Genomic DNA, 20,837 nt, shown 5'->3' with positions numbered 1-20,837 from the left:
CATGCCGGTCGCGGTCAAGATCTGCGGCCTGAACCGGCCGGATGGGGTGGCGGCCGCCGTCGACGGCGGGGCCGCCTATCTGGGCTTCGTCTTCTATCCGCGCTCGCCCCGCTACGTGACGCCGGCCGAGGCGGGACGACTGATCGCGGGCACTTCGGCCACGCCGGTGAAGGTCGGCCTCTTCGTCGATCCCGACGACGCGCTGATCGCCGCCACCCTGGCCGAGGCGCCGCTCGGCCTGCTGCAACTGCACGGCGCGGAAACGCCCGAGCGGGTCGCGGCCGTCCGCGCCCGCTTCGGGCTGCCGGTGATGAAGGTGCTGGCGATCGCCGAACCCGAGGACGTGGCGGGCGCGTTGCCCTATACGACGGTCGCCGACCGCCTGCTGTTCGACGCCAAGCCGCCCAGGCGCGCCGACGCGCTGCCCGGCGGCAACGGCCTGCCCTTCGACTGGCGCCTGCTGGCCGGCCGGCAATGGGCCGTGCCCTGGATGCTGTCGGGTGGCCTGACGGTCGACAACCTGGCCGCGGCGGTGCGCATGACGGGTGCCGACGCGGTCGACGTATCGTCGGGCGTGGAGGATGCGCCGGGCGTCAAGAACCCGGCCAGGATCGCCGCCTTCCTGGCCGCTGCCCGCGCGCTTTAGGGTAACCCTGCCACCGTTGCGCCTGGCGCTCCGTCACGCAGCGAGGCCCGGCACGCCCTGGGTGGTCGAATACTCGAAATGCAGCACCTCGCCCGGGAAGATGCGGCCGCGGATGGCGTGGGCGGCGGCGGCGGCCTCGGCGAAACCCGACAGGATCAGCTTCAGCTTGCCGGGATAGCTGGCGATGTCGCCCACCGCATGGATGCCGGGCACGCTGCTGGCGCAGGTCGACGGCTCGACCGCGATGTGGCTGCGGTCGAGGTCGAGACCCCATTCGGCGATCGGCCCGAGGTTCATGGCCAGCCCGAAGAAGGGCAGCAGGACATCGGCATCGAGGCGGCGCACCACCCCGTCCAGCGTCGCGACGTCGACCCCGGTCAGCATGCCGCCGGCCCCGGCCAGGGCGTGCAGCTGGTAGGGCACGACCAGCTCGATCGCGCCGTCGCGGGCCAGCTGGTCGAGGCGGGCGGCCATTTCGGGTGCCGCGCGGAACTTGGGCCGGCGGTGCACGACCATGATGCTGGCGGCGATGCCGGCCAGCGCCAGCGCCCAGTCGACCGCCGAATCGCCGCCGCCGGCAATGACGACGCGCTTGCCGCGCATGTCCTCGCGCCGCTTCACCATGTAGAAGACGCTGCGTCCCTCATAGGCCTCGATCCCGTCGAGCGGCGGGCGGTTGGGGCCAAAGGCGCCGACGCCGGCCGCGACGACGACGGCGCGCGCGGTGATGCGGGTGCCGGTCGAGGTCTCGACATGGAACCGCTCGCCGTCCTGCACCAGCGCCGTCACCTGCTGGCCCAGGTGATAGACCGGAGAAAAGGGTGCGGCCTGCTCCACCAGCCGGTCGATCAGGTCGGCGGCATCGATCCGGGGATGGCCCGGGATGTCGTAGATCGGCTTTTCGGGATAGAGCGCCGCGCACTGGCCGCCCGCCGTGTCGAGGGCGTCCACCACGTGGCAGCGCATGCGCAGCATGCCGCATTCGAAGATGGCGAACAGTCCGACGGGGCCGGCGCCGATGATGACGACGTCGGTCTCGTGTGCGGCGCTTGACATGGCGACTCCCGGCCTGGGATCTAGAACGAAGGCTTGGCGGCGAATTCGCCGTAACATGATGGCGACTTCCGAACTCCGCAACCCTTGCCGCCACCCCTCCCGCCGCCCCTTCTTCCGGCCATGAAAACCGCCCCACCCGCTCCTCATCCCCTTGCCGGACATGGCCGCGACAGAGCGACTGGCGGCGGCACTGGCACGGCTGTCACGAAGCGGCGACACCATCGCGCTGTCGGGCGATCTCGGCGCCGGCAAGACGGCGCTGGCCCGCGCCTTCATCCGCCAGCGCCTGGGGCGCCCGGACGAGGAGGTGCCGAGCCCGACCTTCACCCTGGTGCAGACCTATGGCGAGGTCGAGGACGAGATCTGGCATGCCGACCTCTATCGCCTTGCACGGCCCGACGAGGCGATCGAGCTGGGGCTGGAAGATGCCTTCGGCCACGCCATCGTCCTCATCGAATGGCCGGACCGCATCGCCGGCCTGCTGCCGCGCGACCGCCTCGAAGTCGCCATCGGCTTCGACGCCGGCCAGGTGCGCCAGGCCACGCTTACCCCATACGCCAGCTGGATCGACCGCATGCCCCTGTTGAGCACCCGATGACCGCGACCGCAGGCCGCCCCGCGGCGATCGCCGCCTTCCTGGAACGCGCCGGCTGGGCCGATGCCGTGGCCCGGCCGCTGGCGGGCGATGCGTCGTTCCGCCGCTATCTGCGCCTGGCGCGTACGGGCGGCACGGCCGTCCTGATGGATGCGCCGCCGCCGATGGAAGACGTGCGGCCGTTCCTCAACGTGGCGGGCCTGCTGGGGCGGCTGGGATTCAGCGTGCCCGCCATCCTGGCCCACGACACCGGCCAGGGGCTGGTGCTCGAGGAGGACCTGGGCGACGGCACCTATGCCAGCCTGCTGGAAGCCGGCACTGACCCGGTACTGCTCTATGGCGCGGCCATCGACCTGCTCGTCGCCGTCCAGGCGCGCGTCACGGCCGCCGACATGGCGCGGCTGCCGGCCTACGATACCGGCCGTATCCTGCAGGAATCGACCCTGGTGCCGGACTGGTTCCTGCCCGCCTGGACGGGCCGGAAGACCGAGGCGGGGGTCCGTGCCGACTATCTCGACCGCTGGACGGCGGTGCTGGCGGCTGCCCCCCTGGGGCCGCCCACCCTGGTGCTGCGCGATTATCACGTCGGCAACCTGATGTGGCTGCCGGAACGCGCGGGCATCGCGCGCTGCGGGCTGCTCGACTTCCAGGATGCGGTCAGCGGTCCCGCCGCCTACGATCTCGTCTCGCTGCTGGAGGACGCCCGCCGCGACGTCCCGGCCGATCTCGGAGCCATGATGTACCAACGCTATCTCGATCGCGCCGGGGTTGCCGACCCGGACGGGTTCGCCCACGCCTATGCCGTGCTGGGCGCACAGCGCAACCTGCGCATCATCGGTGTCTTCACCCGGCTCGACCGGCGTGACGGCAAGCCGCACTACCTGCCCTTCATGGACCGCGTCTGGGGCCTGGTCGCGCGCGACCTGCGGCACCCCGCACTGGCGCCGATCGCCGAATGGCTCGACCGGCACGTGCCGGCGGAATGGCGCACCGCCCCGCCCGCGCGGGGTGCGGCATGACCGCGATCCGCCGGGGGATGGTGCTGGCGGCGGGGCTGGGCACCCGCATGCGGCCCCTGACAGACAGCCTGCCCAAGCCGCTGGTCGCCGTCGCGGGCGAGACGCTGATCGACCGCATCCTCGACCGCATGGCCGAGGCCGGGGTCGAGGAGACGGTCGTGAACCTGCACCACAAGGCCGACCAGCTTTCCGGCCACCTTGCCCGGCGCGACCGGCCGCGCATCGTCGAATCGCGCGAGGAGACGCTGCTGGAGACGGGCGGCGGCGTGCGGCATGCCCTGGCGCTGCTGGGGCCGGACCCCTTTTTCGTCGTCAATGGCGACATCCTGTGGCGCAACGGCAAGCGCTCGGCGCTCGATCGCCTGGCCGGCGCCTGGGACGAGGGCCGCATGGACGCGCTGCTGCTGCTGCAACGGACGGTGTCGGCGGTCGGCTACGACGGGCGCGGCGACTTCATGCTGAGCCAGGACGGCAGCATCCGCCGGCCCAAGCCGGGCGAGATCCCGCCCTACCTGTTCGCCGGCATCCAGGTCCTGCACCCGCGCCTGTTCGCCGAGGCGCCCGACGGCCCCTTCTCGCTGAACCGCCTGTATGACCGGGCCGCCGAGGCCGGCCGCCTGGGCGGGCTGGTGCATGACGGTGAGTGGTACCACGTCGGCACGCCCCAGGCCCTGGCCGACGCCGAGGAGGCGCTGGCCACCCAGCGCATCTGGCTCTAGGCCGGCTGCCCGCCATGCCCGACCGGCCGAACATCCATTCGATCCCGGCCGGCATTCCGTTCGTCGATGCCCTGGCCGAAGGGCTGCTGGCCCAGGCCGGGGGCGACCCGCTGCGCCTGGCGCGGATGACGGTGCTGTTGCCGACCCGTCGTGCCGGGCGGGCGTTGCGCGAAGCCTTCCTGCGCCTGGGCGACGGCCGGCCCCTGCTGCTGCCGCGCATGACGCCGCTGGGCGACGTCGACGCCGACGAACTGCTGCTGGCGCCGATCGACGAGACCGGGCCGGACGGCGGGCTGGAAAGCCCGCAGGCGCTGACCGGCCTCAGCCGGCAGATGCTGCTGGCGCGCCTGGTCCTCGCCTGGGGTGCCGCCCAGCCCGACAGCGAGCTTGGGCCCGCGGGCGCGCCCTCGCCCGGCCAGGCGGCAGCCCTGGCGGGCGAACTGGGCCGGCTGCTCGACCAGTTGCAGACCGAGGGCGTCGACCCCGCCCGACTGACCGGCCTGGGCGGCGACTTCGCCCGCCACTGGGAACGCACCCTCTCCTTCCTCGGCATCCTGACCGAGGCCTGGCCGGCAGTCCTGGCCGAGCGCGCGGTGGCCGACCCGGCCGCCCGGCGCGACCGGCTGCTGCGCCTCCAGGCGGAGCGCTGGCGCCGGGCGCCGCCGGCCGACCCGGTCATCGCGGCAGGCTCCACCGGCTCGATCCCCGCCACCGCCGAGCTGCTGGCCGTCGTCGCCCGCCTGCCCAACGGGGCGGTCGTGCTGCCCGGCCTCGATACCGGCGGCGACCCGCTGCTGTGGCCCGCGATCGCGGCCGACCCCACCCACCCGCAGCACGGCATGGCGCTGCTGCTGGACGGCATGGACGTCGCCCCCCACACCGTGCCGGACTGGCCTTGGCCGGCCGGCGCCCGCACCAGCCCGCGCGCGCCTGCTGGCCGAGGCGCTGCGGCCGGCAGCCGCCACCGAGGTCTGGACCCGCGACGACTGGCGCCAGGCAGCCCGGCTCGAGCCCGCTGCCATGTATGCCGCCATGGCCGGGATCGCCCGCATCGACTGCGCCGGCGCGCACGAGGAAGCGGGCGCCATCGCCCTGCTGCTGCGCGAGACGCTGGAGGCCCCGGGTCGGACGGCGGCCCTGGTCACGCCCGACCGCAACCTCGCCCGCCGCGTCGCGGCCGAGTTGGCGCGCTGGGGCATCGCGGTCGACGATTCGGCCGGCACGCCCCTGGACACGACGCCGCCCGGCACCTTCCTGCGCCTGCTGGCCGATGCCTTCGCGGCCGAGGCGGCACCCGTGCCCCTGCTGGCCGTGCTGAAGCACCCGCTGGCGGCCGGCGGCATCGCCCCGGCCCGTTTCCGCGGCCGCGTGCGCCGGCTGGAGCAGGCGGTCCTGCGCGGCGCGCGGCCGGCACCCGGCATCGCCGGCATCCTGGCCGCCCTGCCGGCCAAGCGGTCGGGGCTGCGACGGTTTGCCGGCGCGCTGGACCGGTCCACGCGGGATTTCGCCCAGGCCGTCTCTGCCCCGTCGATCACCCTGAAGGACCTGGTGTCGGCCCACGCCGGCGTGGCCGAGGCGCTGGCTGCCAGCGACCGCGAGCCCGGCGCCGGCCGGCTGTGGCGCGGCGAGGCCGGCGAGGCCGCCGCGCGCTTCATCGCCGAGCTGCTGGCCGCGGCCGAGGATTTCCCGCCCATCGCCGGGGCGGCCTATCCCGGTCTGTTCGCGGCCCTGGCGGGTGCGGTCGCCGTCCGCCCGGCCTATGGCAGCCACCCGCGCCTGCATATCTGGGGGCCGCTGGAGGCCCGCCTGCAACAGGCCGACCGGCTGGTCCTGGGCGGCCTCAACGAAGGCACCTGGCCCGGCGTCGCCCGCAGCGACCCGTGGCTCAGCCGGCCGATGCGCACGGCGCTGGGCCTGCCCCCGCCGGAGCGGCGGATCGGGCTGGCCGGCCACGACTTCGTGCAGGCGGCATCCGCCGGCGAGGTGTTCCTGACCCGGGCGGTCAAGATGGAGGGGACGCCCACCGTCGCCAGCCGCTGGCTGCTGCGGCTCGACACCATGCTGGAGGCGCTGGGCCGCCGCGTGCCGACGGCCGGCCATGCCGGCGTCTGGCAGCAGCGGCTGGACGACCGCGCGGCCGGCCAGGACGGGGTGCCGGTGGCGCGCCCGGCCCGACCGATCGCCCCGCCCCGGCCGGCGCCGCCGGTGGCGCTCCGCCCGCGCAGCCTGCGCGTGACCGAGATCGAGACCTGGCTGGCCGACCCCTACGCCATCTATGCCCGCCACCTGCTGCGGCTGCGGGCGTTGGACCCGCTCGACATGGACCCCGGTGCGGCCGAGCGCGGGACGATGATCCACAAGGCGCTGGACGAGTTCATCAGGGAGTTTCCGCCGCCGGGCGCCCTGCCGGCGGACGCGCTCGCGCGGCTGCTGCATCATGGCGAGCGAGCCCTGGCCGACCTGCTGCAACGGCCGATCGTGCGCGCCTTCTGGTGGCCGCGCTTCGAGCGGATCGCCGAATGGTTCCTGGCCGAGGAGGCCGGCCGGCGCGGCGGCATCGTCGGCTCCTGGACCGAGTGCAATGGCACCTGGATGCTGGCCGGGCCGGCGGGGCCGTTCCGCCTGTCGGGGCGGGCCGACCGCATCGACCGGCTGGCGAGCGGCGAGGCCACGATCATCGACTACAAGACGGGCGGCGTGCCGAACGGCCGCGCGGTGACCAGCGGCCGGGCGCCGCAGCTACCGCTGGAGGCGGCGATGGTCGCGGCCGGCGCCTTCCCCCTGGTGGCGCAGGGGCCGGTGGCCGCCCTGGCCTACTGGCGCCTGTCGGGGGCCGCCCCCGCCGGCGAGGTGACCGAGATCGCCCGCACGCGCGACCAGGTGGAGGCGTTGGTGGCCGACGCCCATGACGGGCTGGTGGAGCTGATCGCCCGCTTTGACGACCCCGCCACGCCGTACCTCGCCCGGCCGCGGCCCGACTGGGCGCCGCGCTTCAGCGACTACACCCACCTGGCCCGGGTCGGCGAATGGGCCGAGGGCGCGGGCGAGGACGGCGAATGACGGCGGTCCCAAGCCAGGATGCATTGAACCGCGCGGCGGCCGCGGCCGCCCAGCGCGCGGCGGCCGACCCCGCGGTATCGGCCTGGGTCGGCGCATCGGCCGGCACCGGCAAGACCACCGTGCTGACCAACCGCATCCTGCGCCTGCTGCTGGCGGGTGCAGCACCCGAGCGGCTCTTGTGCCTCACCTTCACCAAGGCGGCCGCCGCGGTGATGGCGATTCGCCTGCACCGGGTGCTGGGGCGCTGGGCCACGACCGACGAGGCCGCGCTGGGCGAGGAGCTTCATCGGCTCGAAGGGCAGGTCGCCGACGAGAAGCGCCGCGATGCCGCCCGCCGCCTGTTCGCCCGCGTGCTGGACACGCCGGGCGGCATGCGGATCCAGACCATCCATTCCTTCTGCCAGTCGCTGCTGTCGCGCTTCCCCATTGAGGCCGGGGTGCCGCCGCATTTCGACATCGCCGACGACAACACCGCGGCCGAGCTGTTGCAGGCTGCCCTGAACGCGACACTGGCGGCGGCGGCCGCTGACCAGGCGCTGGGGGCGGCCGTGGCCGAGGTCGCCCGCCATGTCCGCGAGGATGCCTTCCTCGACCTGCTGCGCCAGTTGCTGGGCCGGCGCGGGCGCCTGGCGCGGATGCGCGACCAGGCGGGCGGGCTGGAGCCGCTGCTGAACCGCATCGCGGCGGCACTCGGCGTCGATCCCGAGGCGACCGAGGCGTCGGTCCTGGCATCGGGCTGCGGCCCCGGCAGTTGCGACGAGGCCAGCCTGCGCATGGCCGCCCGCGGGCTGGCCGCCGGGACCGAGAAAGAGGCCGAGCGCGCCGGCATCATCCTGGAATGGCTCGACCGGCCGGCGGCGCGCGTCGAGGCCATGGCCGCCTATCGCCGGGCCTTCCTGACCAAGGAAGGCACGGTGCTGGCCCGCCTGGTCAACAAGGGCACGGCCGCGGCCTACCCGGCCGCGGAGACCACGCTGCGCGACGAGGCCCATCGCTTGCTGGCCTTGCAGGAACAGGCCCGCGCGGCCGCCGTGCGCGCGGCCACCGCCGCCCTGCTGCGCCTGGGCCAGGCGATCCTGGTGCGCTACGAGCAAGCCAAGGCGGCCCGCGCGCTGCTCGACTACGAGGACCTGATCCTGCGCACCCGGGCGCTGTTCGACCTGCCCGGGATCGCCCCCTGGGTGCTCTACAAGCTGGATGGCGGCATCGACCATGTGCTGGTCGACGAGGCCCAGGACACCAGCCCCGACCAGTGGGCGGTGGTGGCCGCCCTGGCCGAGGAGTTCTTCGCCGGCCGCAGCGCGCGCGAGACCGACCGCACGCTCTTCGCGGTCGGCGACGTGAAGCAGTCGATCTACAGCTTCCAGGGTGCGGACCCCGACGCCTTCCGGCGCATGCGGGCCCATTTCCAGGCCCGCGCGGAGGCCGTCGACGCGGTCTGGCGCCCGGTCGAGCTGATGGTCTCGTTCCGCTCGACCGAGGCGATCCTGACGGCGGTCGATACCGTCTTCGCCGGTGTGGAGGCCAAGGACGGACTAGCCGATACCGGCCGCGGCGACCCCGCCGTGATCGAGCATCTGGTGTCGCGCCTGGGGCAGACCGGGCGGGTCGAGGTCTGGCCGCTGCTGGCGCCGGCCGCGGCCGAGGAGGAGGCCCCCTGGAGCCCGCCGGTCGACCAGCGCTTCGCCGTGTCGCCGATCGCGCGGCTCGCCCGGCGCATCGCCCGCATGGTCCGCCGCTGGCTCGACGAGGGGACCATCCTGGAATCGGCCGGGCGGCCGATCCGCCCGGGCGACGTGCTGGTGCTGCTGCGCCGGCGCACCGCCTTTGCCGCCCAGATGGTGCGCGCCTTCAAGGATGCGGGCGTGCCGGTGGCGGGCATCGACCGCATGGTCCTGCCGCAGCAGATGGCGGTGATGGACCTGGCCGCGCTGGGCCGCTTCGTCCTGCTGCCCGAGGACGACCTGAACCTGGCGACCCTGCTGAAGAGCCCGCTGGTCGGCCTGGACGAGGACGACCTGTTCCAACTGGCCACCGGGCGGGTGACGCAGCCTTTGTGGTCGGCCCTGGCCCGGCGGCGCGGCGAGCCGCGCTTTGCCGCCGCCCACGCCTTCCTGGCCGACCGGCTGCGCCGGGCCGACTTCGTCACCCCCTTCGCCTTCTTCGCCGAGACGCTGGGCCCGGGTGGCGGGCGCACCCGCCTGCTCGACCGGCTGGGGCCGGACGCGGCCGACCCGATCGACGAGTTCCTGTCGCAGACCCTGGTCTATGAGCGCTCGCACGCGCCCAGCCTGCAAGGCTTCCTGCACTGGCTCGACATCCAGGCAACCGAGGTCCGCCGCGAGGTCGAGGCCGGGACCGATGCCGTGCGGGTGATGACGGTGCATGGCGCCAAGGGGCTGGAGGCGCCGATCGTCTTCCTGCCCGACACCGCCCAGGTGCCGCGCGACACGTCGCCGCTGCTGTGGGGCGAGGGGCCGGGCGACGCCGGATCGGGCAGCGAGCTGGTGCTGTGGCCCGTCCGCCGCGACAACGAGGAGAGCCTGTGCCGGGGCCTGCGCGAGGCGGCCCAGCGGCGCGGCATGCAGGAGTATCGCCGGCTGCTCTATGTCGCGATGACGCGGGCGGAGGACCGTCTCTATGTCTGCGGCTGGCGTGGCACGCGCGAGCCGCCGGCCGGCAACTGGCACGCGCTGGTCGACCAGGCGATGCGGGCGGGCGCGCTGGGTGAGGAATTGCCGGACCCGACATCGACCGACCCGGACGACCAGGATGCGACCATCTGGCGGTTCGAGGTGGAGGGCGACCAGGTGCGGGCCGGGGCCAGCCATCGCGCCCCGTCGGCCGCGGCCGCCGACCCGCCCTGGCTCTTCCACCCGCCGCCGCCCGAGCCGAGCCCGAGCCGGCCGCTGGCGCCCTCGCGCCCGACCGAGGAGGAGCCCGCCCCCCGGTCGCCGGTCGGCAACGACGACGGCCAGCGCTTTCGCCGCGGCCTGCTGCTGCACCGCCTGCTGCAGTCCCTGCCCGACCTGCCGGCGGGCGAGCGGGCGGCCGCCAGCGAGCGCTTCCTGGCCCAGCCGTCGCACCGGCTCGACCCCGCGACGCGCGCCGCCTGGACGCGCGAGGTGCTGGCAGTGCTGGACGATCCGGCGGCGGCCGCGCTCTTCGATGCGCCGGGGCAGGCCGAGGTGCCGATCGTCGGCCGGGTGGGGGCGGCTGCCATTTCCGGCACGATCGACCGCCTGGTGGTGACGGACGAGGCCGTCGTCATCCTCGACTACAAGACCAACCGGCCGCCGCCCGCGGTCGAAGCCGACACCCCGCCGCTCTACCTGCGGCAGATGGCGGCCTATCGCACAGCGGTGGCCGCGATCTATCCCGACCGGCCCATCCGCTGCGCCATCCTGTGGACGGACGGGCCGAACCTGATGTGGCTGTCCGAGGCCGCGCTCGACGGCGCCATCACGGTGGCCGGGCCTCCTTGACCCCCTTCGCTGCCGTCCCCTAATTTCTCGGGTAGCAGACCCAACCCCTCGAACGGCGCCTTGTCGCCGGGAGTATCCGAGAATGCCGAGCACCAGCGTAAGCGACGACACGTTCGAGGCCAGTGTGCTGAAGGCGACCGGCCCCGTGCTGGTCGATTTCTGGGCCGAATGGTGCGGCCCCTGCAAGGCGATCGGGCCGTTCCTGGAAGACCTGTCGACCGAGATGAAGGGCCGCGTGACCGTGGCCAAGATCAACATCGACGAGAACCCGGCCACCCCGCGCAAATATGGCGTCCGCGGCATCCCGACGCTGATCGTGTTCAAGGACGGCCAGGTCGCGGCCCAGAAGATCGGCGCCCTGCCGAAGCAGAAGCTCTACGAGTGGGTCGAATCCGTCATCTGAGCGGCATGGGTGGGGCTGGCGGTCAGGAATTCTCCGCCAGCACGACGCCCGCCAGGTAGAGCGAGCCGCAGATCAGCACCCGGACCGGGCTTCCCCCGGACCGGGTAGTGATCGCCGCCATTGCCGCCCCGAGATCGGCAGCCGGGGCCGCCGGGATACCCGCCGAGCAGGCCGCCTCGGCCGCCGCCTCCGCACTCCAGCTCTTGTGCTCGCCCGGAATGGCCACCGCCTCCAGGCCGGCCGACAGGGGCGCCAGCACCCGCAGGAAGGCCGCCGGGTCGCGATTGTCCAGCATCGCGAAGACGAGGTGCATCGGCATCGCCGGCCAGCGCGCCAGTTCGGCCGCGACCGCCTCGGCGCAGGCGACGTTGTGGCCGCCATCGAGCCACAGCTCGGACCCGGCCGGCAGGGTCCGGGCCAGTGGCCCCTGCGTCAGCCGCTGCAACCGCGCCGGCCACTGCACGCCGGCGATGCCGGCCGCCAGGGCGGCCGCCGGCAGGGTCGGATCGAACGCCTCCAGCGCGGCCAGGGCGCCGCCGGCATTGTCGTACTGGTGGCGGCCGAGCAGGCCCGGCGCCGGCAGGTCGAGGCGCCATTCCGGCCCCTCGTAGCGCAGGCCGGCCGCGGTCGGCATGACGGTCCATTCCCGCCCGAAGCGGCGCAGGGGTGCGGCCACCGAAGCCGCATGCTTCTCGATGACGGCAGCGGCATCGGCCGTCTGCGGGCCGATGATGCCGAAGGCGCCGGGCTTCAGGATACCCGCCTTCTCGCGTGCGATGGCGGCCACCGTGTCGCCCAGGTAGGACATGTGGTCGAGCGACACCGGCGTGATGATGCTGGCCGCCGGCCGGGCTATGACGTTGGTGGCGTCGAGCCGGCCACCCATGCCGACTTCCAGCACCAGGGCGTCCGCCGGCACGCGGGCGAAGGCGAGGAAGGCGGCGGCACCGATGATCTCGAAGAAGGTGATCGGCTCGCCCGCGTTCACCGCCTCCACCTCCTCCAGCAGGGCGGCCAGGTCGCCGTCGGAGATGAGTTCGCCCGCCAGCCGGATGCGCTCGTTGAAGCGCACGAGGTGGGGCGAGGTGAAGACGTGCACCCGCCGGCCGGCGGCTTCCAGCATCGCGCGCAGATAGGCGCAGGTGGAGCCCTTGCCGTTGGTGCCGGTGACGTGGAAGACGGGCGGCAGCCGCTCGTGCGGCCGGCCCAGCTGGTCCAGCAGGCGGCGGATGCGGCCGAGCGACAGGTCGATGACCCGCGGATGCAGCACCAGCAGGCGCGCCAGCAGCGCATCCACGCGCGCGGCATCGGCGGAGGAAGCAGGAAGGTTCATCGCGGGCAGGCCCCCCGGGCCGGCAAGAGGCGAAGCGCTGCGGGCTAGCGGTCCTCGGTGGCGGCCGGCCCATGGCCGATTGCCGATGGTCCCCCGCCCATCGAACCGCTGCCCCCCATGGGGCCGGGCCCGATCTGGTTGGCCGCCTGCTGGCTGACCAGGACGGGCTGCGGCGGCAGCACCTCGGCCGGCGGCTGGCGGCGATGCAGCAGGTCGAGCACGCGGATCAGCGTCTGGCGCAGGTCGCGGCGCGGCACGACCATGTCGACCATGCCATGTTCCAGCAGGTATTCGGCGCGCTGGAAGCCCTCAGGCAGCTTCTCGCGGATCGTCTCCTCGATCACGCGGGCGCCGGCGAAGCCGATCACCGCGCCCGGCTCGGCCACGGTGATGTCGCCCAGCATGGCGAAAGAGGCCGTCACGCCGCCCGTCGTCGGGTCGGCCAGCACGACGATGTAGGGCAGGCCGGCTGCCTTCACTTCCTCGATGGCGATGGTGGTGCGCGCCATCTGCATCAGGGACAGGATGCCCTCCTGCATGCGCGCCCCGCCCGAGGCCGGGACGACGACCAGCGGCGCCTGCTGCAGGACGGCCAAGCGGGCGGCGGCCACCAGCCCCTCGCCCACCGCCACGCCCATGGAGCCGCCCATGAAGTCGAACTCGAAGCAGGCGAAGACGACGTTGGACCCGCCCATGCGCCCGTGCGCCACCTTGATGGCGTCATCGGCCTGATGGCGGCCCTGGGCCTCGCGCAGGCGATCGGAATAGCGCTTCACGTCGCGAAACTTCAGCGGGTCGACCGGGGTCTTGGGCAGCTCGATCTCGTGGAAGATGCCTTCGTCGAACACCATGCCGAAGCGGCGGCGGGCGCCGATGCGCAGGTGATGGCCGCAATGGTGGCAGACGTGGAGGTTGGCCTCCAGCTCGCGGTGGAAGATCATCTGCCCGCAGGCCGGGCACTTGTGCCACAGGTTGTCGGGCACGTCCGCCTTGCGGACGAGCGCTCGGATCTTCGGCCGGACGAAGTTGGTAAGCCAGTTCACGGCCGGTCCTTCGCTACGCCACGACGCGGGCAGCCGAGCGCACGCCCGCCGCGAGCTGGCCGACGAAGCCGATCAGCCGGTCGCCGACATCGGGCGAGACATGGCCCTTGCTGTCGATCGCCATTTCCACCTGCCGGACGATGGCCGAGCCGACGGCGATGCCATCGGCGACGGCCGCGGTGGCGGCCGCCTGGGCCGGGGTGTTGATGCCGAAGCCGACGACGACCGGCAGGTCGGTGTGGCGGCGGACGCGTGCCACCAGTTCGGCGACCGCACCCTGGGCGGCCGAAGCCGTGCCGGTGACGCCGGTGATCGCGACCGCGTAGATGAAGCCGCTGGCGCCGGCCATCACCTTGGGCATCCGCGCCTCGGGCGTGGTCGGCGCCACCAGGCGGATCAGGTCGATCCCATTGGCCGCCGCCGGCACGGCCAGCGGCTCGGCCTCCTCGGGCGGCAGGTCGACGATGATGAGGCCGTCGACGCCGGCCGCCGACGCGTCCACGCAGAAGCGGTCGACGCCGTATTGCAGGATGGGGTTGAAGTACCCCATCAGCACGATCGGGGTCTCCTGCTCGCGGACGCGGAAACCGCGCACGAGATCCAGCGTGCGGATCATGGTCTGGCCCGCCTTCAGCGCGCGCAGGCCCGCCGCCTGTACCGCCGGGCCATCGGCCATCGGGTCGGAGAAAGGCATGCCCAGTTCGATGACGTCGGCGCCGGCCGCCGGCAGGCGGTCCAGGATGGCGGCGGCCGTGGCCGCGTCCGGGTCACCGGCGGTGACGAAGGTGACGAGGCCGGCGCGGCCTTCCCGGGCCAGTGCGGCGAAGCGGCGGGCGATGCGACCTTGGCTCAACTTTCCGCCCTCCCGTCAGATGTCCATGCCGAGCGCGGCGGCGACGGTGAACACGTCCTTGTCGCCGCGCCCGCACATGTTCATGACCAGCAGATGATCCTTCGGCAGGCCGGGCGCCATGCGCGTCACCTGAGCCAGGGCGTGCGAGGGCTCCAGTGCCGGCAGGATGCCCTCCAGCCGGGCGCAGAGCTTGAAGGCCTCCAGCGCCTCGTCGTCGGTGGCCGAGACGTAGGTCACCCGCTTCATGTCGTGCAGCCAGGAATGCTCCGGCCCGATGCCGGGATAGTCGAGCCCGGCCGAGATCGAGTGCGCCTCCTGGATCTGCCCGTCGGCATCCTGCAGCAGGTAGGTGGCGTTGCCATGCAGCACGCCCAGGCGCCCACCCGCCAGCGAGGCCGCATGCTGCCCGGACTCGATGCCGTGGCCGGCCGCCTCTACCGCCGTCATCGCCACCGAGGCATCGTCGAGGAAGGGATAGAAGAGACCCATGGCGTTGGAGCCGCCGCCGATGCAGGCGACCAGCGTGTCGGGCAGGCGCCCTTCGGCCGCCATCATCTGCTCGCGCACCTCCTCGCCGATGACCGACTGGAAGTCGCGGACCATGGCGGGATAGGGGTGCGGGCCAGCCACCGTGCCGATGCAGTAGAAGGTGTCCTCGACCTGCGCCACCCAGGCCCGCAGGGCGTCGTTCATCGAGTCTTTCAGCGTGCCGGCACCCGAAGTGACCGGGATCACCTCGGCACCCAGCAGGCGCATGCGGAAGACGTTGGGCTTCTGGCGCTCGATGTCGGTGGCGCCCATGTAGACTTGGCACTTCATGCCGAAGAGGGCCGCCACGGTCGCCGTGGCGACGCCGTGCTGTCCCGCCCCGGTCTCGGCGATGATGCGCTTCTTGCCCATGCGGCGGGCCAGCATGACCTGGCCCAGGCAGTTGTTGATCTTGTGCGCGCCGGTGTGGTTCAGCTCGTCGCGCTTGAAGTAGACCTTGGCCCCGCCGAGATGCTCGGTCAGGCGCTGGGCGTAATAGAGCGGGCTCGGCCGGCCGACATAGTGGGCCAGGTAGTAGTCCATCTCCGCCTGGAAGGCCGGATCGGCCTTGGCCGCCTTGTACGCCGCCTCGACCTCGAGGATGAGCGGCATCAGCGTCTCGGCCACATAGCGGCCGCCATAGGGACCGAAATGCCCGCGCTCGTCGGGCCCGGCCCGATAGGTATTGACGTTGCTCATCCTGGTGCCTGTCCGGAAAGGCCGCGGATCATGCTTGCCCGGGGCTGGGCACGCAATACCGGAACATCGGCAAGGCTCGCAACCCCGCCGTCGCAAGCGCTCCGTCTAGAGACGCCCGCGCCGGGTGGACCCGCCCCCACCTTCCGGGTAGTCTGGCCCCGATCCCATGGCGACCGCCACCCTGATCGACCCGCCGACCGAGGCGGTGCGGGTCGAAGATCATCGCCTCGAATATCGCTGGTTCGGCGCCCGGACCCTGGCCCGGCCCGTGGAAGGACCGGTCCTCGTGTTCCTGCACGAGGCCTTGGGATCGGCCGGCCTGTGGCGCGACTTTCCGGGTGCCCTGGCGGCCGCGACCGGGCTGCCGGCCATGGCCTACAGCCGGCGGGGCTTCGGCGGGTCCGACCCGCGCCACCTGCCGCTGCCGACCGACTATCTCGACATCGAGGCCGACCGCGCCCTGCCCGGCATCCTGGCGGCACTCGGCATCGGCCGGCCGATCCTGGTCGGCCACAGCGACGGCGCCACCATCGCGCTGATGCATGCCGGCAGCGTCGCCGGGCGGAATGTCGAGGGCGTCATCGCCGAGGCCCCCCACGTCTTCGTCGAGGAAGAGACACTGGCCGGCATCCGCGAGGCCCTGCCGATCTATCGGGGCGGGCTGCGCGAGAAGCTGATGCGCCACCACGGGCAGCAGACCGACGCCGTCTTCCATGGCTGGCACGACACTTGGCAGACGGCCGCCTTCCGCGGCTGGAACTGCCTCGACCGTCTGGGTGCCATCGCCTGCCCCACCCTGGTGATCCAGGGCGAGGGCGACCAGTACGGCACGCAGGCGCAGCTCGACGCGATCGCCGACCGCGCCGCCGGTCCGGTCGAGACCATGATGCTGCCCGGCTGCGGCCACAGCCCGCACCGCGACCAGCGCCAACAGGTGCTGGCCGCCATGACCCGATTCATCCGCAATTCGATCCGAGGCTGACCCGATGGCGCCCGACTCCGCCCCCCTGATCTTCCCGCATGACGAAGCACCGGCGGGGGGCACCACGATCGAGGTCGCCCCCGGCATCCACTGGCTGCGCATGCCGCTGCCGTTCGCGCTCGACCACATCAACCTGTGGCTGCTGGAGGATGGCGACGGCTGGACCATCGTCGATTGCGGCATCGCTCGCGACGAGACCAAGGAGCTTTGGGGCCGGCATTTCGACGCCAAGGCTCTGAAGGGGCCGCGCGGGGTGAAACGCGTCATCGTCACCCATTTCCACCCCGACCATGTCGGGCTGGCGGGCTGGCTGTGCGAGGAGCTGGGCGCCGAACTGTGGATGAGCCAGACCGAATGGCTGATGGCCCAGGCGCTGTCGATCGACGAGCGCAACCATGTCCACGGCAGCCGGGTCGAATTCTATCGCATGCACGGGCTGGGGCAGGACTGGCTGGAGCAGTTCGCCGACCGCGGCGAGCCCTATCGCAACCGGGTGGCGCCGGTGCCGTCGGTCTTCCGCCGCATCCAGGCGGGCGAGCGCATCCGCATCGGCGCCCATGACTGGGACGTGCTGATCGGCCGCGGGCACGCGCCCGAGCATGCCTGCCTGCATTCCCCCAGCGCCGGCGTGCTGATCTCGGGCGACATCGTACTGCCCAAGATCACCCCCAACGTCAGCGTCTGGCCGTCCCAGCCCGAGGCCGACCCGCTGGGCGAGTATCTGGACTGCCTGGAACAGTTCTTCGACCTGCCGGCCGACACGCTGGTGCTGCCGTCCCACCGCCTGCCCTTCCACGGGCTGCATTCGCGGGTCCAGGCGCTGAAGGACCACCATGACGACCGCTTGGCCGACGTGCTGGGCGCGCTCGACCAGCCGCGCACGGCGGCCGACATCCTGCCGGTGCTGTTCCGCCGCAAGCTCGACCTGCACCAACTGGGCTTTGCCATCGGCGAGGCCATCGCCCACCTGGCCTACCTGCACCAGCGCGGCCGCATCCGGCGCGACCGGCGCGAGGACGGGGTACTCGTCTATTCCGCGGGATAGCCAGAGCCGGGAACGGATCGGCGGGCTGGACGGTTTCAATGGCTGAGGCCGCAAGGCCCACCCATTTCCCGAAAGGACCCGCACATGCGTTCCGTCTTTGCAGCCATCCTGCTTTCGGCCGTCGCCCTGCCGGCTTTCGCCCAGTCCGGCACCCCCGGCATCGACCGCCGTCAGGCGATCCAGAGCCAGCGAATCGAGCAAGGCTATCGCTCGGGCACGCTGTCGGCCCAGGAAGCCTGGAAGCTTGACCAGGGCCAGCGCCGGGTGAACCGCGTGGAGCGCCGGGCCAAGGCCGATGGCTATGTCAGCCGGGGTGAGCGCCAGCGCATCCGCGACATGCAGAACCGCCAGGGCCAGCGGATCAATCGCGAAAAGCGTGACTGGAACGGCTACTAGCCCCGGTTCCGGGCGCAGGCCGGCATGCATGGCCGGTCTGCGCCCGTCCAGCCGGACGTCCCGCACTGGACTTCCCGCATCGGATGGATATCTATAGGCGCCGCCGCGCCCTCCCCCTCACGCGGCCGCCCCTGCCATCCGTTCCGCGAGGAGAATACCCGTGCCCGGTACCGACAGCCTGAAGACACGCCGGACCCTGGAAGTCCAGGGCAAGAGCTATGACTACTTCAGCCTGCCGGCTGCGGCCGAGACGATCGGCGACCTGACGCGCCTGCCCTATTCGCTGAAGGTCCTGCTTGAGAACCTGCTGCGCTACGAGGACGGCCGCACGGTCACCGTCGACGACGTGAAGGCGATGGGTGCCTGGCTGAAGGATCGCCGCTCCGATCGCGAGATCGCCTATCGCCCGGCCCGCGTGCTGATGCAGGACTTCACCGGCGTGCCCGCCGTCGTCGACCTGGCCGCCATGCGCGAAGCGATGGAGAAGCTGGGCGGTGACCCGCAGAAGATCAACCCGCTGTCGCCCGTCGACCTGGTCATCGACCATTCGGTGATGGTCGACGCCTTCGGCAGCCAGAAGGCATTCGGCGAGAACGTCGACCTGGAGTTCGAGCGCAACCGCGAGCGCTACGAGTTTCTGCGCTGGGGCCAGACCGCCTTCCGCAACTTCCGCGTCGTGCCGCCCGGCACCGGCATCTGCCACCAGGTGAACCTGGAATACCTGTCGCAGACCGTCTGGACGAACGACGACACCGGCCGCACCGTGGCCTATCCCGATACGCTGGTCGGCACCGACAGCCACACCACCATGGTGAACGGCTTGGCCGTGCTGGGCTGGGGCGTCGGCGGCATCGAGGCCGAGGCCGCCATGCTGGGCCAGCCCGTGTCGATGCTGATCCCCGAGGTGGTGGGCTTCAAGGTGACCGGCCGCCTGAAGGAGGGCATGACGGCCACCGACCTGGTGCTGACCGTCACCCAGATGCTGCGCAAGCACGGCGTGGTGAACAAGTTCGTCGAATTCTACGGCCCGGGCCTGGACAACATGCCGCTGGCCGACCGCGCCACCATCGCCAACATGGCGCCGGAATATGGCGCCACCTGCGGCTTCTTCCCGATCGACCGCGAGACGCTGCGCTACCTGGCCTTCACCGGCCGCGACCCGCAGCGCGTGGCGCTGGTCGAGGCCTATGCCAAGGCGCAGGGCATGTGGCGCGACGCCGGCTCGCCCGATCCGGAGTTCACCAGCTCGCTCGAACTCGACCTCGGCACCGTCGAGCCCTCGCTGGCCGGCCCGCGCCGGCCGCAGGACCGGGTGCCGCTGTCCCAGGCCGCGACCGCCTTCGCGGGCGAGCTGCCGAAGTTCGTCGGCAGCGAGGATGCCGCCGTCCTGGCCAAGGAAGTGGCCGTCGCCGGCCAGAACTATGCCGTGAAGCAGGGTGACGTGGTGATCGCCGCGATCACGAGCTGCACCAACACCTCCAACCCGTCGGTGCTGGTCGCCGCCGGCCTGGTGGCCCGCAACGCGCGGGCCCGCGGCCTGAAGAGCAAGCCGTGGGTGAAGACCTCGCTCGCCCCCGGCAGCCAGGTGGTGACCGACTATCTGGTGGCCGCCGGCCTGCAGGACGACCTCGACGCCATGGGCTTCCAGCTCGTCGGCTACGGCTGCACCACCTGCATCGGCAATTCCGGCCCGCTGCCGGAGCCGGTCGCCAACGCCATCGACGAGGGCGACCTGACGGTGGCGGCCGTGCTGTCCGGCAACCGCAACTTCGAGGGCCGCGTCCACCCGCAGGTGAAGGCCAACTACCTGGCCTCGCCGCCGCTGGTGGTCGCCTACGCGCTGGCCGGCTCCATGAAGATCGACCTGACGACGGAGCCGCTGGGCACCGGCAGCGACGGCAACCCCGTCTACCTGCGCGACATCTGGCCGTCCTCGGCCGACGTCGCCAGCACGATGGAAAAGGCGCTGACGCCCAAGATGTTCACCACCCGCTACGGCAACGTCTTCGAGGGCCCGCCCGAGTGGCGGACGATCGCCACGGCCGAGGGGCAGACCTATCGCTGGGATTCGGGCTCGACCTACGTCAAGTCGCCGCCCTATTTCGAGGATATGCCGAAGGTCCCGGCGCCGATCATGGACATCGTCGGCGCCCGGCCGCTGGCCGTCCTGGCCGACAGCATCACCACCGACCACATCTCGCCCGCCGGCAACATCCGCAAGGCCGGCCCGGCCGGGGAATACCTGCTGGGCTACCAGGTGCGGCCGAACGATTTCAACTCCTACGGCGCGCGCCGCGGGAACCATGAGATCATGATGCGCGGCACCTTCGCCAACATCCGCATCCGCAACGAGATGGCACCGGGCACCGAGGGCGGCGTGACCCGCCACCTGCCCTCCGGCGACGTCATGCCGATCTATGACGCGGCCATGCTGTACCAGGCCGAGGGCGTGCCGCTGGTCATCGTCGCCGGCAAGGAATACGGCACCGGCTCGTCGCGCGACTGGGCGGCCAAGGGCACGCGCCTGCTGGGCGTGCGCGCGGTCATCGTCGAGAGCTTCGAGCGCATCCATCGCTCGAACCTGGTCGGGATGGGCGTCCTGCCGCTGCAGTTCAAGGACGGCCAGACGCGCAAGACGCTGGGGCTGGACGGCACCGAGACGTTCGACATCCTGGGCATCGCCGAGGGCGTGCGGCCGCGCATGGACATCACCTGCCGCATCCACCGCGCCGATGGCCGGACCGAGAACGTCGAGCTGCTCTGCCGCATCGATACGCTGGACGAGCTGGAATACTACCGCCATGGCGGCATCCTGCAGTACGTGCTGCGCGGCATGCTGAAGGACGCCGCCTGATCGTTCGGCCAGCCCCCGGATCGTCCGGTCCGGGGGCTGGCCGTCGACCACAACCCGCGCACGAAACCGTCACGCGGACGTGATGGCGGGTTGAATTCCTAGCCGGGCCAGACCGGCGTAA

At 72.3% G+C, this 20,837-nt stretch carries 17 protein-coding genes; 11 read left to right on the top strand and 6 right to left on the bottom strand.

Translation table 11 applies throughout. The features are described 5' to 3' along the window. Position 1: 1 nt before the first annotated feature. On the top strand, positions 2-646 hold the full coding sequence (locus STVA_RS00315; protein ID WP_123690079.1) for a phosphoribosylanthranilate isomerase: 645 nt from the start codon (positions 2-4) through the stop codon (positions 644-646). A 33-nt stretch (positions 647-679) separates the two neighbouring features. Here the strand turns inward: STVA_RS00315 and STVA_RS00310 are convergent, their stop codons facing one another. Continuing rightward, positions 680-1,702 (bottom strand): NAD(P)/FAD-dependent oxidoreductase, encoded by a 1,023-nt coding sequence (locus STVA_RS00310; RefSeq protein WP_123690080.1) that lies wholly within the window; start codon positions 1,700-1,702, stop codon positions 680-682. A gap of 160 nt (positions 1,703-1,862) precedes the next feature. On the opposite strand from STVA_RS00310, the gene tsaE reads away from it, so the two are divergent. Genes tsaE through STVA_RS00295 form a run of 3 tightly spaced genes read left to right on the top strand, consistent with a single transcriptional unit; the run spans position 1,863 to position 4,035 of the window. Then, positions 1,863-2,300, top strand: coding sequence for a tRNA (adenosine(37)-N6)-threonylcarbamoyltransferase complex ATPase subunit type 1 TsaE (tsaE, locus tag STVA_RS00305; protein ID WP_142235602.1), 438 nt, complete (start codon positions 1,863-1,865; stop codon positions 2,298-2,300). Then, positions 2,297-3,316, top strand: a complete 1,020-nt coding sequence (locus STVA_RS00300; RefSeq protein WP_123690082.1) for an aminoglycoside phosphotransferase family protein — start codon at positions 2,297-2,299, stop codon at positions 3,314-3,316. The genes tsaE and STVA_RS00300 overlap by 4 nt, the downstream gene beginning before the upstream one ends. After that, positions 3,313-4,035 carry a nucleotidyltransferase family protein gene (locus tag STVA_RS00295; protein ID WP_123691267.1) on the top strand — a complete coding sequence of 241 codons (723 nt, stop codon included), beginning with the start codon at positions 3,313-3,315 and terminating at the stop codon, positions 4,033-4,035. The genes STVA_RS00300 and STVA_RS00295 overlap by 4 nt, the downstream gene beginning before the upstream one ends. Here the strand turns inward: STVA_RS00295 and STVA_RS28020 are convergent. Further along, positions 4,032-5,057: a hypothetical protein gene (locus tag STVA_RS28020; protein ID WP_246782848.1), complete on the bottom strand. Its 1,026-nt coding sequence runs from the start codon at positions 5,055-5,057 to the stop codon at positions 4,032-4,034. The genes STVA_RS00295 and STVA_RS28020 overlap by 4 nt on opposite strands. Here STVA_RS28020 and addB point away from each other — a divergent pair. The 3 genes from addB (at position 4,966) to trxA (ending at position 10,983) form a co-directional block, all read left to right on the top strand. Then, the gene (addB, locus tag STVA_RS00290; protein WP_338092746.1) at positions 4,966-7,095 is read left to right on the top strand and encodes a double-strand break repair protein AddB; all 2,130 of its coding nucleotides are present in this window, start codon (positions 4,966-4,968) and stop codon (positions 7,093-7,095) included. The two genes, STVA_RS28020 and addB, sit on opposite strands and share 92 nt — an antisense overlap. Continuing rightward, on the top strand, positions 7,092-10,580 hold the full coding sequence (addA, locus tag STVA_RS00285) for a double-strand break repair helicase AddA (RefSeq protein WP_142235601.1): 3,489 nt from the start codon (positions 7,092-7,094) through the stop codon (positions 10,578-10,580). Before addB ends, addA begins: the two co-directional genes overlap by 4 nt. A gap of 82 nt (positions 10,581-10,662) precedes the next feature. Continuing rightward, on the top strand, positions 10,663-10,983 hold the full coding sequence (gene trxA, locus STVA_RS00280; protein WP_123690085.1) for a thioredoxin TrxA: 321 nt from the start codon (positions 10,663-10,665) through the stop codon (positions 10,981-10,983). 22 nt (positions 10,984-11,005) lie between these two features. Here the strand turns inward: trxA and STVA_RS00275 are convergent, their stop codons facing one another. Genes STVA_RS00275 through trpB form a run of 4 tightly spaced genes read right to left on the bottom strand, consistent with a single transcriptional unit; the run spans position 11,006 to position 15,439 of the window. Continuing rightward, positions 11,006-12,316, bottom strand: coding sequence for a bifunctional folylpolyglutamate synthase/dihydrofolate synthase (locus tag STVA_RS00275; RefSeq protein ID WP_123690086.1), 1,311 nt, complete (start codon positions 12,314-12,316; stop codon positions 11,006-11,008). Positions 12,317-12,360: 44 nt separating this feature from the next. Next, the gene (accD, locus tag STVA_RS00270; protein ID WP_123690087.1) at positions 12,361-13,359 is read right to left on the bottom strand and encodes an acetyl-CoA carboxylase, carboxyltransferase subunit beta; all 999 of its coding nucleotides are present in this window, start codon (positions 13,357-13,359) and stop codon (positions 12,361-12,363) included. 13 nt (positions 13,360-13,372) lie between these two features. Further along, positions 13,373-14,212 carry a tryptophan synthase subunit alpha gene (gene trpA, locus STVA_RS00265; RefSeq protein WP_123690088.1) on the bottom strand — a complete coding sequence of 280 codons (840 nt, stop codon included), beginning with the start codon at positions 14,210-14,212 and terminating at the stop codon, positions 13,373-13,375. Positions 14,213-14,227: 15 nt separating this feature from the next. Beyond that, positions 14,228-15,439, bottom strand: coding sequence for a tryptophan synthase subunit beta (trpB, locus tag STVA_RS00260; protein ID WP_123690089.1), 1,212 nt, complete (start codon positions 15,437-15,439; stop codon positions 14,228-14,230). A 166-nt stretch (positions 15,440-15,605) separates the two neighbouring features. On the opposite strand from trpB, the gene STVA_RS00255 reads away from it, so the two are divergent. The 4 genes from STVA_RS00255 (at position 15,606) to acnA (ending at position 20,716) form a co-directional block, all read left to right on the top strand. Further along, positions 15,606-16,421, top strand: a complete 816-nt coding sequence (locus tag STVA_RS00255) for an alpha/beta fold hydrolase (protein WP_123690090.1) — start codon at positions 15,606-15,608, stop codon at positions 16,419-16,421. 4 nt (positions 16,422-16,425) lie between these two features. After that, positions 16,426-17,466: an MBL fold metallo-hydrolase gene (locus tag STVA_RS00250; protein WP_123690091.1), complete on the top strand. Its 1,041-nt coding sequence runs from the start codon at positions 16,426-16,428 to the stop codon at positions 17,464-17,466. An 84-nt stretch (positions 17,467-17,550) separates the two neighbouring features. Continuing rightward, the gene (locus tag STVA_RS00245; protein WP_123690092.1) at positions 17,551-17,862 is read left to right on the top strand and encodes a hypothetical protein; all 312 of its coding nucleotides are present in this window, start codon (positions 17,551-17,553) and stop codon (positions 17,860-17,862) included. A gap of 154 nt (positions 17,863-18,016) precedes the next feature. Next, positions 18,017-20,716, top strand: a complete 2,700-nt coding sequence (gene acnA, locus STVA_RS00240) for an aconitate hydratase AcnA (RefSeq protein WP_123690093.1) — start codon at positions 18,017-18,019, stop codon at positions 20,714-20,716. Positions 20,717-20,837 lie beyond the last annotated feature (121 nt).

Origin of the sequence: Stella humosa (assembly GCF_006738645.1) — a bacterium.
Classification (GTDB): domain Bacteria; phylum Pseudomonadota; class Alphaproteobacteria; order ATCC43930; family Allostellaceae; genus Allostella; species Allostella humosa.
Note: the sequence above shows the minus strand (reverse complement) of the source record. Positions and strands in the feature narration are given on the sequence as shown.

Excerpts from the sequence above, each read along its gene's own strand:
- STVA_RS00315 (WP_123690079.1), top strand. The coding sequence starts at position 2 with ATGCCGGTCGCGGTCAAGATCTGCGGCCTGAACCGGCCGGATGGGGTG.
- STVA_RS00310 (WP_123690080.1), bottom strand. The coding sequence starts at position 1,702 with ATGTCAAGCGCCGCACACGAGACCGACGTCGTCATCATCGGCGCCGGC.
- tsaE (WP_142235602.1), top strand. The coding sequence starts at position 1,863 with ATGGCCGCGACAGAGCGACTGGCGGCGGCACTGGCACGGCTGTCACGA.
- STVA_RS00300 (WP_123690082.1), top strand. The coding sequence starts at position 2,297 with ATGACCGCGACCGCAGGCCGCCCCGCGGCGATCGCCGCCTTCCTGGAA.
- STVA_RS00295 (WP_123691267.1), top strand. The coding sequence starts at position 3,313 with ATGACCGCGATCCGCCGGGGGATGGTGCTGGCGGCGGGGCTGGGCACC.
- STVA_RS28020 (WP_246782848.1), bottom strand. The coding sequence starts at position 5,057 with ATGGCAGCGGGCTCGAGCCGGGCTGCCTGGCGCCAGTCGTCGCGGGTC.
- addA (WP_142235601.1), top strand. The coding sequence starts at position 7,092 with ATGACGGCGGTCCCAAGCCAGGATGCATTGAACCGCGCGGCGGCCGCG.
- trxA (WP_123690085.1), top strand. The coding sequence starts at position 10,663 with ATGCCGAGCACCAGCGTAAGCGACGACACGTTCGAGGCCAGTGTGCTG.
- STVA_RS00275 (WP_123690086.1), bottom strand. The coding sequence starts at position 12,316 with ATGAACCTTCCTGCTTCCTCCGCCGATGCCGCGCGCGTGGATGCGCTG.
- trpB (WP_123690089.1), bottom strand. The coding sequence starts at position 15,439 with ATGAGCAACGTCAATACCTATCGGGCCGGGCCCGACGAGCGCGGGCAT.
- STVA_RS00255 (WP_123690090.1), top strand. The coding sequence starts at position 15,606 with ATGGCGACCGCCACCCTGATCGACCCGCCGACCGAGGCGGTGCGGGTC.
- STVA_RS00250 (WP_123690091.1), top strand. The coding sequence starts at position 16,426 with ATGGCGCCCGACTCCGCCCCCCTGATCTTCCCGCATGACGAAGCACCG.
- STVA_RS00245 (WP_123690092.1), top strand. The coding sequence starts at position 17,551 with ATGCGTTCCGTCTTTGCAGCCATCCTGCTTTCGGCCGTCGCCCTGCCG.